The sequence below is a fragment of the Stakelama marina genome, from assembly GCF_018122655.1.
Classification (GTDB): domain Bacteria; phylum Pseudomonadota; class Alphaproteobacteria; order Sphingomonadales; family Sphingomonadaceae; genus Sphingomonas; species Sphingomonas marina.
Map to the genome: position 1 here is coordinate 1,059,873 of NZ_JAGRQC010000001.1, position 14,393 is coordinate 1,074,265.

Sequence of the window (14,393 nt, forward strand, 5' to 3'; positions counted from 1 at the left end):
CCCAGCGGCGCTTGCTACGCGATCCGGGCTGAACCAGTGTGGGCATCAACCACAATATGGGAGGATTGCATGGCGCTGTACGAGATCGAGGGAAACCGGCCTAAACTTGGCGACGGCGCATGGGTGGCACCAAGCGCGGATCTGATCGGTGATGTACGCCTTGGCGAACAGGCCAGCGTCTGGTTCGGCGCTGTCATTCGCGGCGACAACACGCCGATGCTGGTCGGCGCTCGTTCGAATTTTCAGGACGGCGCCATGGGGCATTCGGATCATGATGCACCGCTCACCATCGGTGAAGACTGCACCATCGGCCACCACGCGATCCTGCACGGCTGCACGCTCGGCAACCGCGTCCTGGTCGGAATGGGCGCAACGATCCTAAATAATGCCGTCATCCCGGACGACTGCATCATCGGCGCCGGCGCGCTGGTGACGGAGGGCAAGACGTTCGACGCCGGAAGCCTGATCCTCGGCAGCCCTGCCCGGGCAATCCGCAAGCTCGACGATCAGGCGCTCGCGCTGCTCAAAATGTCGGCCGCGCATTATGTCGAAAAGGCGCGCCAGTTCGCCGCCGGGCTGAAGCGGATCGATTGATGAAGGCAGCGTGCTGGACACCGGGTTCAGTTGCGCTATGAAACGTACATGGCACTTCCACCGCTCTTCGATCGTCTGCGGCTGCCGGTCATCGGATCGCCGCTGTTCATCATCTCGGTTCCCGACCTTGTCATCGCGCAGTGCAAGGCCGGGATCGTCGGATCGTTTCCGGCGCTCAATGCACGGCCACAGAGCCAGCTCGATGAATGGCTTCACCGGATTACCGAAGAACTCTCGGCCTGGAATCGCGACAATCCCGATCGACCGGCCGCGCCCTTTGCGGTCAACCAGATCGTGCATCGGTCGAACGACCGGCTGGAAGCCGATCTCGCGACCTGCGCCAAATGGCAGGTGCCCATCGTCATCACCTCGCTAGGCGCGCGCGAGGACCTGAACGATGCGGTGCACGGCTGGGGCGGGATCACGCTTCACGACGTCATCAACGACCGGTTCGCGCACAAGGCGGTGGAAAAAGGTGCCGATGGCCTGATCCTCGTATGCGCGGGCGCCGGTGGCCACGCCGGACAGCTCAACCCGTTCGCATTCGTGCAGGAAACGAGAAGCTGGTTTGACGGGCCGATCATCCTGTCCGGCGCGATCGCCAATGGCGGAGCGGTGCTCGCGGCCAGGGCGATGGGCGCCGACCTTGCCTATATCGGATCGCCCTTCATCGCGACGGCGGAAGCGAATGCCGGCGAAGCATATAAGCAGGCGATCGTCGATAGCGGAGCGTCGGACATCGTCTACACCAACCTGTTCACCGGGGTGCACGGCAATTACCTGCGCTCGTCGATCGAAGCAGCGGGCCTCGACCCCGACAATCTGCCCGACAGCGATCCGAGCAAGATGAATTTCGGATCGGGCGGGAACAGCAAGGCCAAGGCATGGCGCGATATATGGGGCTCGGGACAGGGCATCGGCGCAGTCCATGCGGTGGAGCCCGTCGCGGCCCGCGTCGACCGTCTCGAGAAGGAATATCGCGAGGCGCTGGCGCGCCTCAACGCGAAATAGGCAGCTAGAACGCGCGGTTCAGCCGCGCCATCATGGCGCGAGCGGGACTTTCGACCTCGACTTCACCCGCCTGGGCGCGGTCGAGATGCGATGCCCGTCGGTGAAGATCGATGCTCGCATCGATGATCGATCGCGCCTGTGCCGGCATCCGGCCGGTCAAATCCGCATCGCTTTCGGGCGCCTCTCCCAATCGGCGCGAAGGGTCGAGTGCTTCCCTCGCGGGCAGTTCGCCACAATCGATCGCGCGCTGGGTCAGGAGCCAGGCGATGACATGCATCAGGCGTGTGGTCACCTTCAGCGATTCGCACGAAAACGCCACCCGCGTTATCGCATCGAGCGTGCTGCGCTCCTCACGACCGGCCGCGTCGAAATAGCCGCGCGCCTCGTCGGCCAGAAGCATCGCTTCGGTATAGAGCGTGTCGATCAACCGGCGATGGATTCGATTCATTTCGTCGCGCGCGTGCATCCCGATGGAGTGCCAGAAAGCGCCAGCAAACGGAACGGCAAATTCGGCCCTCGCGCCAGCAGAACTTTCTCAAAACGGTTCACCGAACCGCGGCATTTGGTTCAAGCGATGATGTCGGGGATCAAACGATCTTCCAGATCCGCGATGCGGTCGCGAAGCCGCAGCTTCTGCCGCTTCAGGCGCGCGATGCGCAGTTGATCGGGATTGGCACCGCGAAGCAGCGCGTCAATCGCGGCGTCGAGATCGCGGTGCTCGATCCGAACCTGCTCCAGCCGCGCCTCGATATCCTGATCGTCCAACCCTGCCCCCATGGTCGCTAACTGGTGCCGAATACCGCACGCCCCGTCGAAAGCACATCACAAGGATAGCGACAATCGGCCCGAAGCGTGGTTTATTATGTTCCCCCAAGCTCGAAAGGAGAAGCATTGCCATGCAGAATGCGCATATCTCGTCACTCGAGGCCAAGCACCACAAGCTCGACCGCCGCATTTCCGACGAAATGCACCGGCCCCGCCCGGATCAGCTTCTGGTTGCGGAACTCAAGCGAGAGAAGTTGCGCGTGAAGGAGGAAATGCAGGCGCACTAGCGCCCTTCGCGCCCTGCCCCGCGCCGTTCAGCGGCGCGGGAGTATGGCTTTCGTGTAAACGGGCGACTTCGCCCCCTTGCCAACCGGTTTGCGGGCCAGTTTCGGATCGACCTGCCGATCAAAGGCAACCCCGACACGTTCATCGGTGCACCAGGCAACGCTGCCGGTAACCTTGCCGATACCGCGAATCTCCACCGATACCGGCGTGCCCACCGCCAACCGCTCAGGATATTCCGCCATCAGGCCGCCCGCAGACAGATTGCGGATGCGAACAACCTGCGCTTCCGAAAGCCCGTCATGGCAAAATTTCGCCGACAGAAACATGCTGTCGCGCGCATTCGACCGGCTATGCCCGCCAGCAGCGGTGGGCTTATCCCCAAACGCATCGGAACGGTGCTGATTCATTGCTGCTCGGCTCGATCGAAAATCCACGTGGCCGACAATAGACCAGCAATCATTATCGAAACCGTTAACCGCCGGCGGGTTTCCGCAGTAACATCAGTCCTCGCGCGACACCTTCTCGTTGCGCTCGTGCCGTTCCTGCGCTTCGACCGTCATCGTCGCGATCGGCCGCGCCTCGAGCCGTGCGAGCGAAATCGGCTCACCGGTCACTTCGCAATAGCCATATTCGCCTTCTTCGATGCGACGAAGTGCTGCATCGATCTTGGAAATCAGCTTGCGCTGGCGGTCACGCGTCCGCAGTTCGATCGACCAGTCGGTTTCGCTCGATGCGCGGTCGGTAAGGTCCGCCTCGCGCAGCGGTTCGGACTGGAGTTGCGAAAGCGTACCCTCTGCCTCGCGACAGATCGCGTCCTTCCAATCGAGCAATTTGCGGCGGAAATATTCCTGCTGCCGCGGGTTCATGAACGGCTCGTTCGCGCGCGGCCGATACCCATCAAGGTCGTTGGCGGCACCGCGATGGCCCGAAGGTTCGTCGCGTAGATCCAGAACTGTTGCCATCCCCACTCTCCATACTAGCGATCCAGCCGGCTGTTACCCAGATGGACCGTCCTTCCCCTCGCCGGCCCTATACGTTCAAGCGGGCCGCTCGACAAGCATGCGAATCGGCAGAAATTCGCCATAAATCCCTAGTGACATGGGGGAAATTAGATGGCGCAGGTGGTCAGAACGACCTATCCCGGGACATGCGTTAACCATGTTGGCGAAGAAGTGCGGGCCGGAACGAGCGCAATTATGTCCCGAAATCGGACGTTATCCATATCGCGTTGCTGCCGCGGCGGCATTTTCCCAAAATAGACCAGCAGAGCATGGTTAACCGCGTTGCGCTTAATCTTTTCTTCTGACCTCCTAGGCCATCAGCGGCGAAAGGATCTGGCTCTCTTGCCTGTCCTTCGGGCCCGCGAAAAGAAGAGAATAGGACGCTTTATGTCGGTACGGATGGCCTTGGCAAAATTGTGCGCCTGCGCTTGCGGCGGCGCAATCGTCGGCGGCGGCGCGGTACACGCTCTCGACACGTCGCCCAAGCGCGTGCACGTGAAGCGGGTGGCGAGCAAGAACCACAGCTATCATCGCCCGGCGACCAAAGTCACGAAGCTGACCAAGGTCCACCGGACCAAGCGCATCGTCAAAACGGCGAAGCCGGTTGTGCCGAACTGCCAGCCGGCAGTCGTGACGGTGACGTCGCAAGGCGCGCCCATTCCGCTGCCTCCGCGCCGCGACGTCCCGGTCGTGTCGAGCAGCGGCGGCGGTGCGGTTCCGGTCGTCATCGGCGGCAGCGGCGGCTTTGGCGGCGGTTTTGGCGGAGGCTTTTTCGCCGGCGGGTTCTTCGGTGGCAGCAGCGGCGGCAGCAGCGGGATCGTCATCTCGTCGACGTCGAGCGGCAGCAATGTGAACATCGACAATTCGAACAGCAGCACCAACAACAACGATAATTCGGCCGATAATTCGAACACCAACAATCAGTCGAACGACAACAACAACAACAATTCGAGCAACAGCTCGTCCGAGAGCAACAACACCAACACGAACAACAATTCGAATTCGAATACGAACAACAACTCGAACGAGCAGTCGCAAAACCAGAACCAGGATCAGAACCAGCAGCAGAATCAGGACCAGAACCAAAATCAGGGTCAGGGCCAGAATCAGAACCAGGACAATCATGGCTGGGGTTCGAGCCACGGCTGGGGTTCGAGCGGCTGGAGCTCGAGCGGGCATCATCATGGCCATCATGGCGGATCGAGCGGAACGCCGACGCCGGTGCCCGCACCGCCGATGGTATTGTTGTTCGGCGGAGCCGCGGCAACGCTCGTCGCCCGCAAGCGACTGAAGCGCAAAAAAGAAAAGGCCGCCTGAGCGACCCTTTGAATTCATGCGAGGTGGGGGAATCGCCGCTTCGGCCGATGGGCCGGAGCGGCGATCGTCATATCAGGACGCTGCGATAAGCGACTTTTCGATTTCGGCAACAGGGTGGCCGGTCAGGTCTTTGTCGAGTTCGCCCTTCAGGCGGTCGAGAACCTCCTTGTGATAATGTTTGCGCAGCTCACCCAGCGTACGCGGCGGCGCGACGACGATCAGCGATTCAAAATCATTGTTATAGGCCCGCTTCTTCAGGATTTCCGCGGTCTCCGCGGCAAACCTGTCTTCTTCCAGCTGATGGAAGTCGGTTTCCTGATAGGAGCTCCGGCCGTTACCCTGACCCGAAAAGGTCGTGCCGGGTCCGTCGGTCGACTGTTCGCGGTCGGGTGGATTGTCCTGCTCGCGCACGCGGTCCACAACCAGATTGAGGTGCTCGGCATCACCTTCGTTCCTGAGGAAGAGCATTTTTCGTCCATCGGCGACCACCACAAAGCTGTCGTGGGGAACCTGCATCGCGTTTCTCCTTTTCGTTGGCTCGATTGTGTAAGGAAATAACGCGCGGACGCCTGACGGGTTGCGCCTTTCCGCCAGTGACGCCATAGCCCGCGTCATGCACGATATTCGCACCATCCGCGACAATCCCGCCGCATTCGACGCAGCCCTTTCACGGCGCGGTTTCGATGCCGCCGCCGACCATCTGCTCGCGCTCGACGAAAAGCGCCGCTCGCTTATCAGCGAGGCGCAGGCCGGACAGGCGCGGCGAAACGAAGCGTCGAAGGCGATCGGCGCCGCCAAGGCAAAGGGTGATGAGCAGGCCGCGCAAGCGCTGATGACCGAGGTGGCGGAGCTGAAACAGCGCCTGCCCGCACTCGAAGCCGAAGAAAAAGCCGCGAGCGAGGAACTGAACGCAGCGCTTGCCACGATCCCCAACCTGCCCATGGGCGACGTTCCCGAAGGCGAGGACGAAGACGACAACGCGCTGATCGCGACGCATGGCGACAAGCCCGATTTCAGCTTCGCGCCCAAGGAGCATGACGAACTCGGCCCGCCGCTGGGCCTTGATTTCGAAACCGGGGCAGCGATGTCGGGCGCGCGGTTCACGCTGGTCCGCGGCGCTGCTGCGCGTCTGCACCGCGCGCTTGGCCAGTTCATGCTCGATACGCTTGCCGGTGAGCATGGCTTCGAACAGGTCGTGCCGCCGCTGCTGGTCCGCGACGAGGCCGTTTTCGGCACCGGGCAGCTGCCCAAATTCTCCGAAGACCTGTTTCGCACTACCGATGGCCGGTGGCTGATCCCGACCGCCGAGGTCAGCCTGACCAATATCGTGCGCGACCATATCTGGGGCGAGGAGGAACTGCCTATGCGCTTCGCCGCGCTGACGCCGTGCTTCCGCTCCGAAGCGGGTGCCGCCGGGCGCGACACACGCGGCTATATCCGCCAGCACCAGTTCGAAAAGGTCGAAATGGTGTCGGTCGTCACGCCCGAGGCGTCCGAGGACGAGCACGAACGGATGACCGTTTGTGCAGAGGACATCCTGACCCGGCTCGACCTGCCCTTCCGGCGAATGAAGCTGTGCACGGGCGATATGGGCTTCACCGCCGCGCGAACCTATGACCTGGAAGTCTGGCTGCCCGGGCAGGATCGCTACCGCGAGATTTCGAGCGTATCGACCTGCACCGATTTTCAGGCGCGCCGCATGAACGCACGCTTCCGGCGCGAAGGGGAAAAGACGACACGCTTCGTCCATACGCTCAACGGCTCTGGTCTGGCGGTCGGGCGGACGCTCGTCGCGGTACTGGAAAACTATCAGCAGGCCGACGGTTCGGTATCGGTTCCGGTCGCGCTGCGCCCCTATCTCAAAGGGCTCGACCGGTTGGAGCCTGCTGCCTGATGCGCATTCTCTGCACCAATGACGACGGATACCACGCGCCGGGCCTGAAAGTTCTGGAGGAGATCGCAGCCAGGTTTTCCGACGATGTCTGGGTGGTCGCACCGGCGGAGGAACAATCGGGCGCCGGCCATTCGCTGACGATCACCCGCCCCTTGCGGCTGCGGCGCTTTGCCGAAAAGCGCTTTGCGGTGTCGGGCACGCCGACCGACGCGGTGATGATGGCGCTTGCCAAGATCATGAAGGACGATCCGCCCGATCTGATCCTGTCTGGCGTCAACCGCGGGGCGAACCTTGCCGAGGACGTGACCTATTCGGGCACAGTGTCGGCGGCGATGGAAGGAGCGCTTGCCGGCGTTCGGTCGGTCGCGCTCAGCCAGGTCTATTCGCGTGAAGGGATGGGCGATACCGTACCATTCGAAGCGGCGGCGCGGTGGGGTGAACGTGCGCTGCGCCCGCTGCTCGACATGGACTGGGCGCCGCGAACACTCGTGAACGTCAACTTTCCCGCGCTTGCCGCCGATGCGGTAAAGGGCATCCGTGTCGCCGCCCAGGGCCTGCGCGACTATGGCCGTCTGCAGATCGTCACCAACCGCGATCCGCGCGGATATGAATATCACTGGTTCGGCCTCGGACCGGCAGTGAGCACGCCGCAACATTCAACCGATCTGGAGGCGGTAGCGGACGGTTTCGTCGCGGTGACGCCATTACATCTTGACCTTACACACCATAAATCGCTGAATAATCTAACCGAAATCTATCGCTAACACGGTCAGGGGGGACCATGGGGGGGCGAACGACGAAGCGCGCAGCGATCGCGGCGATGGCAATATCGCTAAGCGGATGCATTCCTGCGGGATATGCGCCTTATGATTACAGACCGGCGCCCAAGCGGAGCGACGCGCAGACGGTAAGCCGCCTGCCATCGACGCCGCCCGCCTGGGAATTGCGACCGGTTTCGGCCGATGCGAAGCTGGTTTCCGCCTCGACCTACACGGTCAGGCACGGCGATACGCTGCGCGGCATCGCCAACAAGACCGGTGCCGGATCGGAAGCGATTGCGCGCGCCAACCATCTCTCGGCCCCGTTCACCATCTATACGGGTCAGAAGCTGACAATCCCGGGGGGGCGCTATCACCGCGTCAAGCAGGGCGAAACGGGTATCGCCATCGCCCGCGCCTATGGCGTGCCCTGGTCGCAGGTGATTGCGGCGAACGACCTAGAATCGCCCTATATCCTGCGCGTCGGTCAGCGCATTTTGATCCCCTCCACGGGACCGATGACGGTCGCCGAACGCGCTGCCGCCTTCAACCTCGACATCGAGGATATTGTCACCGGCGGCGAACCCGCCATCGGACGTGGCGACCGACCCGCCAAGGCCACCGCATCGTCAGCGCGCGTCCTGCCGCCGACCGTTGCGGTCCAGCCCCCGGCTCGTCTCAGCGGCCCGTTCGCCTGGCCGGTCGAGGGTGCCGTCCTGAAAGGCTTCGGCCCGGGCAAGAGCGGTGAGCGCAACGACGGCATCACGATCGCGGTGCCGTTGGACACCCCGGTACGCGCTGCCGCCGACGGGGTGGTCGTGTATGTCGGCGATGACGTTCCTGCGCTGGGCGGCATCGTGATCCTGAAGCACGGCGACGACTATGCGACGGTCTATGGCCATGCCAGCCAGTTGCTCGTACAACGGGGCCAGTCGGTAAAGCGCGGGCAGGAAATCGCCCTTTCGGGCGACACCGGCTTTGCTGATCGTCCCGAACTTCATTTCGAGATCCGCAAGGGTCGCAAGCCGATCGATCCCATGACCAAGCTGCCCCACCGTTCATGACCGAGCAGAGGCGACCGGCAACGCTCCGGCGCCAATCCTCGCTGCCCGTCTGGCTGTCGATCGGGTGGCGTGTCGCGGGCGTGTTCGCGCTGCTGGCGCTGGCGGTCGGCGTCCACTGGTTCGACCGAGCGGGGTTGCGCGACACCTATGACGGCCATGTCAGCTTTCTCGACGTCATCTATTTCACGATGATTTCGATCACGACGACGGGCTATGGCGACATCGCCCCAGTCAGCGAACGCGCGCGGATGTTCGATGCGCTGGTGGTCACTCCGATCCGCGTGTTCGTGGTGCTGCTGTTCCTCGGCACCGCCTATAATTTCGTCCTCAGACGGACATGGGAGAAATGGCGCATGGCGCTCATCCAGAAGAATCTTCACGACCATGTCATCGTCGCCGGGTTCGGCACGACTGGATCGGAAGCCGTCGATGAACTGATCGCGCGCGGCACCGAACCGCGCGACATCGTCGTGATCGAATGCGACGCCGATGCGCTCGGCCGCGCAGAAGCACTCGGCTGCAACGTCCTTCTGGGCGACGCCACGCGCGATGCGACCCTCGAAGACGTGAAGCTGACTCGCGCCAGGTCGATGATCGTGTCGGCGGGACGCGACGATACCTCGATCCTCATCACGCTGACCGCACGCCACCTTTCGGCGGACCTGCCGATCAGCGTGATCGTAAAGGCCGAAGACAATGAGGTACCGGCACGCGCGGCGGGCGCGAGCACGGTCATCAACCCGGTCAGCTTTGCCGGGCTGTTGCTGGCGGGATCGTCTTCGCATCAGCACATCGCCGATTACATGATGGATCTCGCGTCGATCCGCGGACGCGTGTCGCTGCGCGAAAGAGCCGTTACCGATGCTGAGATCGGGCAACCGTTACGAACGATCGACACCGGGCTTGGCGTTCGTATCTATCGCGACGGCCAGCCGCATGCCTTTTGCGACTCCGAATGCGATATGCTGCAGTCTGGCGACACGATCGTCGAGATCGTTCGCCGCAACGGCGACGCCATCTAGGCGTCGGCGGCAAACAGGCTGAAATTGCGCGGCAGTTTCTTGTGTTTCTTTCCATCGGCGACCGCTTCGATCGCATCGATGGCCGCCAGAAGGTCGCGCGGCGAATAGGGTTTGGCGAGACAACCGGAAGCCAGTTCCCTCGCCTCTGTCGGGCAGTTTCCGGTGACGAAGAGGACGCGCATGCCGGCATCGTGCGCCGCCTTCGCCACGTCGATACCGCTGCCGTCCTTCAGCTTCACATCGACCAGCACCAGATCGACGGGCATGTCGCCATCGATCACCGCGATGGCTTCTGTGACCGAATCGGTCGTGTCGACGATTTCGAACCCCTCGTCGCCCAGCAGATGTTCGTTGTCGAAAGCGACCAGCGGTTCATCCTCGACGATCAGGATGTTGTGAATCCGTCGCTTCTTCTTACCGAACAACATAAGCCGACCTGTACGCTCCCTCGACGCCCAACCGTTTCGCCTGCGATTGAATCAACGCCATAGCCGCATGATCGTTGCGCGCAGCAAAGTTTTTGCACCAACCGCCAAAAGCTCTACACGTGCCCGCGATATGTCCGCCGATCGCAAATCTCCGCCGCGCAAACGCCGCCCCGCTCGCCCGTCCCGCCCCGCGCAACCCAACCCCGGGTCGCGCGCGGAAAAAGAGGAGCAGCGCATCGCCAAATTGCTGGCGCGTGCCGGGGTCGCTTCGCGGCGAGAGGTCGAGCGGATGATCGGCGAAGGTCGCGTCGCGATCGACGGCAAGGTGCTGGAAACGCCGGCGACACTCGTCGCATCGCTGCGCGGCGTCACGGTCGATGGCAAGCCGGTGGCAGAGCCGGCGCCCGCACGCCTGTTTCTCTTTCACAAGCCCACCGGCTGCCTGACCACCGAGCGCGACCCCAAGGGCCGCAAGACGATCTACGACGTGCTGCCCAAGGATTTACCGCGCCTGATGCCGGTCGGTCGCCTCGATTATAATACCGAGGGGCTGCTGCTGCTGACCACCGATGGCGAATTCAAGCGCCAGCTCGAACTCCCCGCAACGGGTGTCGAGCGCACTTATCGCGCGCGTGCATTCGGACAGATCAGCCAGGAACAGCTCGAGGAACTGATCGAAGGGGTAGAGATCGACGGCATGCGCTATGGCCGGATCGACGCCAATCTGGAGCGGCGCACCGGCGCCAATACCTGGGTCGAACTAACCCTGACCGAGGGCAAGAACCGCGAGGTACGCCGCGTTCTCGAATATCTCGGCCTGGAGGTGAACCGGTTGATCCGCACACGCTATGGCCCGTTCGAGCTTGGCGACCTGCCATCGGGCGGGATCGGCGAAGTCCGGCGCCACGACCTGATCGTGTTTCGCAAGTCGCTTGAGCGCAAGCGGCCCGGCACATGAGGATTATCGCCGGCCAATGGCGCGGCCGCCCGCTATCGGCGCCGCGCGGCGCAACGACACGCCCGACCGCCGACCGCACGCGCGAGGCATTGTTCTCGATGCTGGCGAGCAGGCTAGGCAGCTTCGAAGATCTGCGCGTCGGAGACATGTTCGCGGGATCGGGCGCGCTCGGCCTGGAAGCACTGTCGCGAGGAGCGGCGACATGCCTGTTCGTCGATCAGGATCAGGCTGCGATCGAGGCGCTGCGTGATAATGTCTTGCGGCTGGGGGCACGCGGAGCGGACATCCGTGCGCAATCGGTCATGGCGCTCGGTCCCGCGCCGCAACCGCTCGACCTGATCCTTATGGACCCGCCCTATGGAACCGGTGCCGGCGCGGTCGCGCTCGACCGGCTCAACCGGCTTGGCTGGATCGGCGAGCATAGCTGGATCAGCATAGAGACCGAACGCGGCGAAGACGTGACGGTAACGGGCTTCGAGGCCGACGCCGTTCGCGCACACGGCAAGGCGCAGATATCGCTGCTGCGACCCGCCTAAAACTCAGCGAACTCGGCCGACACCACGAGGCGGCCGCCATTCCATTCGGGAACCGCTTCGGGCCGCATCGGCACCATGAAGCGTTTGCCCGAGGGGCGTTCTATCTCGACCACGTCGCCGGCGCCGAAATCGTCGACCGCGACGACGCGGCCAAGCGCCTCTCCGTCTGCGGAGACCGCCGGCAAGCCGAGAAGATCGACATGATAATATTCGCCGTCATCAAGCGGCGGCAGCGCCGAACGCGGCACTGTCAATTCGGTCCCGCGCAGCCGCTCGGCAGCGGTGCGGTCGCCGATTTCGGCAAAGCGCGCAATCGCGCCGTTCGGCCCTTTGCGGACCGATTTCAGCGTCAGCGCGCCGCCGTTGAAGCTGCGATAGCGGCCGATGTCCTCGGCAAAGACCTTCAGCCGGACTTCCCCCGTCACGCCGTGCGCGCCGATAATGGCGGCCAGCGTGACGGCGAAATCGTCCTTTCCGCATTCCTGCGGCGCCGGGGGAGGGATTGTTTCAGACGGCAAGGTCGATGCCCTCCCCTGATCCCTCCCGCAAGCGGGAGGGATTCACCGATCAGCCCTCGGCGGGCGGAGTTTCTTCGGCCGTCGCTTCGGCGACCTGCTCGGCTTCGGGCGTGGGCTCTTCGGTGGCCGCTTCGACCTCGGCCGCGACAACTGCCTCGGCTTCGGCTTCTTGCGCTGCCTTCAGCTTTTCCTCACGCTCCTCGGCGCGCTCCTTGGCCTTCTCGCCCGGCTCACCCTTTTTCGGGTTGCTGCGGGCAGCGCGTTCCTTGATGCCGGCGGCGTCGAGGAAGCGGAGAACGCGATCGGTCGGCTGCGCGCCAAGGCCCAGCCAGTGCTTCGCACGGTCGCCATCGAGCACGACGCGCTTTTCGTCGTCTTTCGCGAGGAGCGGGTTGTAGCTGCCGATCTTTTCGATGAAACGGCCGTCGCGCGGGCTGCGCGCATCGGCAACGACGATCCGGTAATAAGGACGCTTCTTCGAGCCGCCCCGCGACAAACGCATGCTGAGTGCCATTTTCTACTTTCTTCCTTCTTCAATACCCATCCGGCCGGGCCGGGAGTTCGTTTTCAAAACCAAACGCTTTCGACGGCAGCGTTATTTCTTCTTCTTGACCATATTTTCGAAACCGGGCGGGAGTTGCGGCATGCCGCCTTTGCCCGGGAGGCCGGGCATTCCGCCCATCTTGCCCATCGCATCGCCCAATTCGGGGCCGCCCATGGCGTTGCCGAGGCCGCCGAGCCCACCGCCCGGCCCGCCTTTTCCGAGCATTGCCATCATGCCCTTGATGCCGCCCATCTTCTTGATCTTCTTCATGGCGGTGGACATTTCCTGGTGCATCTTGAGCAGCCGGTTGACGTCCTGCACCGTCGTGCCCGAACCATTGGCGACGCGGCGCTTGCGCTTGGCGTTCAGGAGCGCGGGCTTGGCGCGCTCCTTCGGAGTCATCGAGGTGATCATCGCATCCATGCGGAGCAGCAGGCGTTCATCCACCGCGCCCGAAGCCATCGCCGCCTGCGCCTTCTTCATCCCCGGGATCATGCCGGCAAGCGCGCCGAGACCGCCCATCTTGCGCATCTGGGCAAGCTGCGAGCGCAGGTCGTTCATGTCGAACTGCCCCTTGGCGAGCCGCTGCGCCATGCGCTCGGCATCTTCCTGCTCGATCGACTGCGCCGCCTTTTCGACCAGGCTGACGACGTCGCCCATGCCCAGAATCCGTCCGGCGACGCGCTCGGGATGGAAAGGCTCGATCGCATCGAGCTTCTCACCGACGCCGGCGAACTTGATCGGCTTGCCGGTGACCTCGCGCATCGACAGCGCCGCGCCGCCGCGCGCATCGCCGTCCATCCGGGTCAGGATGACGCCCGTCAGCGGCACCTGTTCAGAGAAGTTCTGCGCGACATTGACCGCATCCTGACCGGTCAGCGAATCGACGACGAGCAGGATTTCGGCCGGGTTGGCGACCTCTGCCACCGCCTTCATCTCATCCATCAGCGCCTGATCGACGTGCAAGCGGCCCGCGGTATCGAGCATCAGAACGTCGTGGCCCTGAAGCTTCGCGGACTGAAGCGCACGCCGAGCGATATCGACCGGCTGCTGGCCCTCTATGATCGGCAAGGTCGCGACTTCGGTCTGCGTGCCGAGCGTCGCAAGTTGTTCCTGCGCCGCCGGGCGATTGACGTCGAGCGACGCCATCAGAACCTTCTTGTTCTGCTTGCCCTTGAGCATCTTGGCCAGCTTGGCGGTGGTCGTCGTCTTACCCGAACCCTGAAGCCCGACCAGCATGACGACCGCCGGTGGCGTCGTGCCGATGTCGAGTTCGGCCGTATCGGGGCCAAGCATCTCGACCAGCTCGTCATGGACGATCTTGACGACCTGCTGACCGGGCGTGACCGAACGCAACACGTTCTGACCGATCGCCTTTTCGGTCGCGCGCTCGACAAAGGCGCGCGCGACGGGAAGCGCCACGTCAGCCTCGAGCAGCGCCACGCGAACCTCGCGCATGGCGGTGCGGACATCGGCCTCTGTCAGCGCGCCGCGCCCACGAAGCCTGTCGAATACTCCGCCGAGCCGGTCGCTCAAACTATCGAACATGCGCACTCCAATTTCCTGTCGCACCCGCGTAACGCAAAATGCGCCGGCGGACGAAACCTCGTCGGCCGGCGTCGCCCCATGGGACGGTACAAATATACGTGTCGCGATTGCGAACGACGCGGCCTTTAGCGCCTTCCGGGCAAAAGCGCA

19 protein-coding genes are annotated in these 14,393 nt (G+C 63.3%); 10 read left to right on the top strand and 9 right to left on the bottom strand.

Annotated features, from left to right (window positions below; genetic code table 11):
• Positions 1-69 precede the first annotated feature (69 nt).
• Complete coding sequence (locus J7S20_RS04995) at positions 70-594, top strand: gamma carbonic anhydrase family protein (protein WP_284053117.1); 525 nt, start codon at positions 70-72, stop codon at positions 592-594.
• Positions 595-642: 48 nt separating this feature from the next.
• On the top strand, positions 643-1,605 hold the full coding sequence (locus tag J7S20_RS05000) for an NAD(P)H-dependent flavin oxidoreductase (protein ID WP_284053118.1): 963 nt from the start codon (positions 643-645) through the stop codon (positions 1,603-1,605).
• 4 nt (positions 1,606-1,609) lie between these two features.
• Here J7S20_RS05000 and J7S20_RS05005 read toward each other — a convergent pair whose 3' ends face one another.
• Positions 1,610-2,053, bottom strand: coding sequence for a DUF1465 family protein (locus J7S20_RS05005; protein WP_284053119.1), 444 nt, complete (start codon positions 2,051-2,053; stop codon positions 1,610-1,612).
• 119 nt (positions 2,054-2,172) lie between these two features.
• Positions 2,173-2,382: a YdcH family protein gene (locus tag J7S20_RS05010; protein WP_430980905.1), complete on the bottom strand. Its 210-nt coding sequence runs from the start codon at positions 2,380-2,382 to the stop codon at positions 2,173-2,175.
• A gap of 119 nt (positions 2,383-2,501) precedes the next feature.
• Here J7S20_RS05010 and J7S20_RS05015 point away from each other — a divergent pair, with 119 nt between their 5' ends.
• Complete coding sequence (locus J7S20_RS05015; RefSeq protein WP_284053120.1) at positions 2,502-2,657, top strand: YdcH family protein; 156 nt, start codon at positions 2,502-2,504, stop codon at positions 2,655-2,657.
• A gap of 27 nt (positions 2,658-2,684) precedes the next feature.
• Here J7S20_RS05015 and J7S20_RS05020 read toward each other — a convergent pair whose 3' ends face one another.
• Both J7S20_RS05020 and dksA read right to left on the bottom strand, forming a co-directional pair.
• Entirely contained in the window at positions 2,685-3,089 is a 405-nt protein-coding gene (locus J7S20_RS05020) for a PilZ domain-containing protein (protein WP_284053121.1), read from the bottom strand.
• 66 nt (positions 3,090-3,155) lie between these two features.
• Positions 3,156-3,617: an RNA polymerase-binding protein DksA gene (dksA, locus tag J7S20_RS05025; RefSeq protein WP_284053122.1), complete on the bottom strand. Its 462-nt coding sequence runs from the start codon at positions 3,615-3,617 to the stop codon at positions 3,156-3,158.
• Positions 3,618-4,055: 438 nt separating this feature from the next.
• On the opposite strand from dksA, the gene J7S20_RS05030 reads away from it, so the two are divergent.
• On the top strand, positions 4,056-4,973 hold the full coding sequence (locus tag J7S20_RS05030) for a hypothetical protein (protein ID WP_284053123.1): 918 nt from the start codon (positions 4,056-4,058) through the stop codon (positions 4,971-4,973).
• A 72-nt stretch (positions 4,974-5,045) separates the two neighbouring features.
• Here J7S20_RS05030 and J7S20_RS05035 read toward each other — a convergent pair whose 3' ends face one another.
• Complete coding sequence (locus J7S20_RS05035; RefSeq protein WP_284053403.1) at positions 5,046-5,489, bottom strand: host attachment family protein; 444 nt, start codon at positions 5,487-5,489, stop codon at positions 5,046-5,048.
• A 97-nt stretch (positions 5,490-5,586) separates the two neighbouring features.
• Between J7S20_RS05035 and serS the strand changes: the two genes are divergently transcribed.
• From serS to J7S20_RS05055, 4 genes are read left to right on the top strand one after another with little or no spacing between them, the layout of a single operon-like run.
• On the top strand, positions 5,587-6,867 hold the full coding sequence (gene serS / locus J7S20_RS05040; RefSeq protein WP_284053124.1) for a serine--tRNA ligase: 1,281 nt from the start codon (positions 5,587-5,589) through the stop codon (positions 6,865-6,867).
• A complete protein-coding gene (gene surE / locus J7S20_RS05045; RefSeq protein WP_284053125.1) occupies positions 6,867-7,631 on the top strand; it encodes a 5'/3'-nucleotidase SurE in 765 nt (254 codons plus the stop codon). Before serS ends, surE begins: the two co-directional genes overlap by 1 nt.
• Before the next feature lie 56 nt (positions 7,632-7,687).
• The gene (locus J7S20_RS05050) at positions 7,688-8,689 is read left to right on the top strand and encodes a peptidoglycan DD-metalloendopeptidase family protein (protein WP_284053126.1); all 1,002 of its coding nucleotides are present in this window, start codon (positions 7,688-7,690) and stop codon (positions 8,687-8,689) included.
• The gene (locus J7S20_RS05055; protein WP_284053127.1) at positions 8,686-9,711 is read left to right on the top strand and encodes a potassium channel family protein; all 1,026 of its coding nucleotides are present in this window, start codon (positions 8,686-8,688) and stop codon (positions 9,709-9,711) included. Before J7S20_RS05050 ends, J7S20_RS05055 begins: the two co-directional genes overlap by 4 nt.
• Here the strand turns inward: J7S20_RS05055 and J7S20_RS05060 are convergent.
• Positions 9,708-10,139 (bottom strand): response regulator, encoded by a 432-nt coding sequence (locus J7S20_RS05060; RefSeq protein ID WP_284053128.1) that lies wholly within the window; start codon positions 10,137-10,139, stop codon positions 9,708-9,710. The genes J7S20_RS05055 and J7S20_RS05060 overlap by 4 nt on opposite strands.
• 130 nt (positions 10,140-10,269) lie before the next feature.
• Here J7S20_RS05060 and J7S20_RS05065 point away from each other — a divergent pair, with 130 nt between their 5' ends.
• Both J7S20_RS05065 and rsmD read left to right on the top strand, forming a co-directional pair.
• Positions 10,270-11,097 carry a pseudouridine synthase gene (locus J7S20_RS05065; RefSeq protein WP_284053129.1) on the top strand — a complete coding sequence of 276 codons (828 nt, stop codon included), beginning with the start codon at positions 10,270-10,272 and terminating at the stop codon, positions 11,095-11,097.
• A complete protein-coding gene (gene rsmD / locus J7S20_RS05070; protein ID WP_284053130.1) occupies positions 11,094-11,633 on the top strand; it encodes a 16S rRNA (guanine(966)-N(2))-methyltransferase RsmD in 540 nt (179 codons plus the stop codon). The genes J7S20_RS05065 and rsmD overlap by 4 nt, the downstream gene beginning before the upstream one ends.
• Here rsmD and rimM read toward each other — a convergent pair.
• The 3 genes from rimM to ffh all read right to left on the bottom strand — a co-directional run bounded on the left by rimM (position 11,630) and on the right by ffh (position 14,243).
• Entirely contained in the window at positions 11,630-12,151 is a 522-nt protein-coding gene (gene rimM / locus J7S20_RS05075) for a ribosome maturation factor RimM (RefSeq protein WP_284053131.1), read from the bottom strand. The two genes, rsmD and rimM, sit on opposite strands and share 4 nt — an antisense overlap.
• A gap of 49 nt (positions 12,152-12,200) precedes the next feature.
• A complete protein-coding gene (gene rpsP, locus J7S20_RS05080) occupies positions 12,201-12,665 on the bottom strand; it encodes a 30S ribosomal protein S16 (protein ID WP_284053132.1) in 465 nt (154 codons plus the stop codon).
• Positions 12,666-12,746: 81 nt separating this feature from the next.
• On the bottom strand, positions 12,747-14,243 hold the full coding sequence (gene ffh / locus J7S20_RS05085) for a signal recognition particle protein (protein WP_284053133.1): 1,497 nt from the start codon (positions 14,241-14,243) through the stop codon (positions 12,747-12,749).
• Positions 14,244-14,393: the final 150 nt, after the last annotated feature.

Bases quoted from the DNA above. Each gene is read 5' to 3' on its own strand.
- J7S20_RS05050 (WP_284053126.1), top strand. From the start codon at position 7,688: ATGGCAATATCGCTAAGCGGATGCATTCCTGCGGGATATGCGCCTTAT.
- rsmD (WP_284053130.1), top strand. From the start codon at position 11,094: ATGAGGATTATCGCCGGCCAATGGCGCGGCCGCCCGCTATCGGCGCCG.
- surE (WP_284053125.1), top strand. From the start codon at position 6,867: ATGCGCATTCTCTGCACCAATGACGACGGATACCACGCGCCGGGCCTG.
- ffh (WP_284053133.1), bottom strand. From the start codon at position 14,243: ATGTTCGATAGTTTGAGCGACCGGCTCGGCGGAGTATTCGACAGGCTT.
- J7S20_RS05030 (WP_284053123.1), top strand. From the start codon at position 4,056: ATGGCCTTGGCAAAATTGTGCGCCTGCGCTTGCGGCGGCGCAATCGTC.
- J7S20_RS04995 (WP_284053117.1), top strand. From the start codon at position 70: ATGGCGCTGTACGAGATCGAGGGAAACCGGCCTAAACTTGGCGACGGC.
- J7S20_RS05005 (WP_284053119.1), bottom strand. From the start codon at position 2,053: ATGAATCGAATCCATCGCCGGTTGATCGACACGCTCTATACCGAAGCG.
- rpsP (WP_284053132.1), bottom strand. From the start codon at position 12,665: ATGGCACTCAGCATGCGTTTGTCGCGGGGCGGCTCGAAGAAGCGTCCT.
- J7S20_RS05055 (WP_284053127.1), top strand. From the start codon at position 8,686: ATGACCGAGCAGAGGCGACCGGCAACGCTCCGGCGCCAATCCTCGCTG.
- J7S20_RS05035 (WP_284053403.1), bottom strand. From the start codon at position 5,489: ATGCAGGTTCCCCACGACAGCTTTGTGGTGGTCGCCGATGGACGAAAA.
- serS (WP_284053124.1), top strand. From the start codon at position 5,587: ATGCACGATATTCGCACCATCCGCGACAATCCCGCCGCATTCGACGCA.
- J7S20_RS05010 (WP_430980905.1), bottom strand. From the start codon at position 2,382: ATGGGGGCAGGGTTGGACGATCAGGATATCGAGGCGCGGCTGGAGCAG.
- J7S20_RS05065 (WP_284053129.1), top strand. From the start codon at position 10,270: ATGTCCGCCGATCGCAAATCTCCGCCGCGCAAACGCCGCCCCGCTCGC.
- J7S20_RS05000 (WP_284053118.1), top strand. From the start codon at position 643: ATGGCACTTCCACCGCTCTTCGATCGTCTGCGGCTGCCGGTCATCGGA.
- J7S20_RS05015 (WP_284053120.1), top strand. From the start codon at position 2,502: ATGCAGAATGCGCATATCTCGTCACTCGAGGCCAAGCACCACAAGCTC.
- J7S20_RS05060 (WP_284053128.1), bottom strand. From the start codon at position 10,139: ATGTTGTTCGGTAAGAAGAAGCGACGGATTCACAACATCCTGATCGTC.
- dksA (WP_284053122.1), bottom strand. From the start codon at position 3,617: ATGGCAACAGTTCTGGATCTACGCGACGAACCTTCGGGCCATCGCGGT.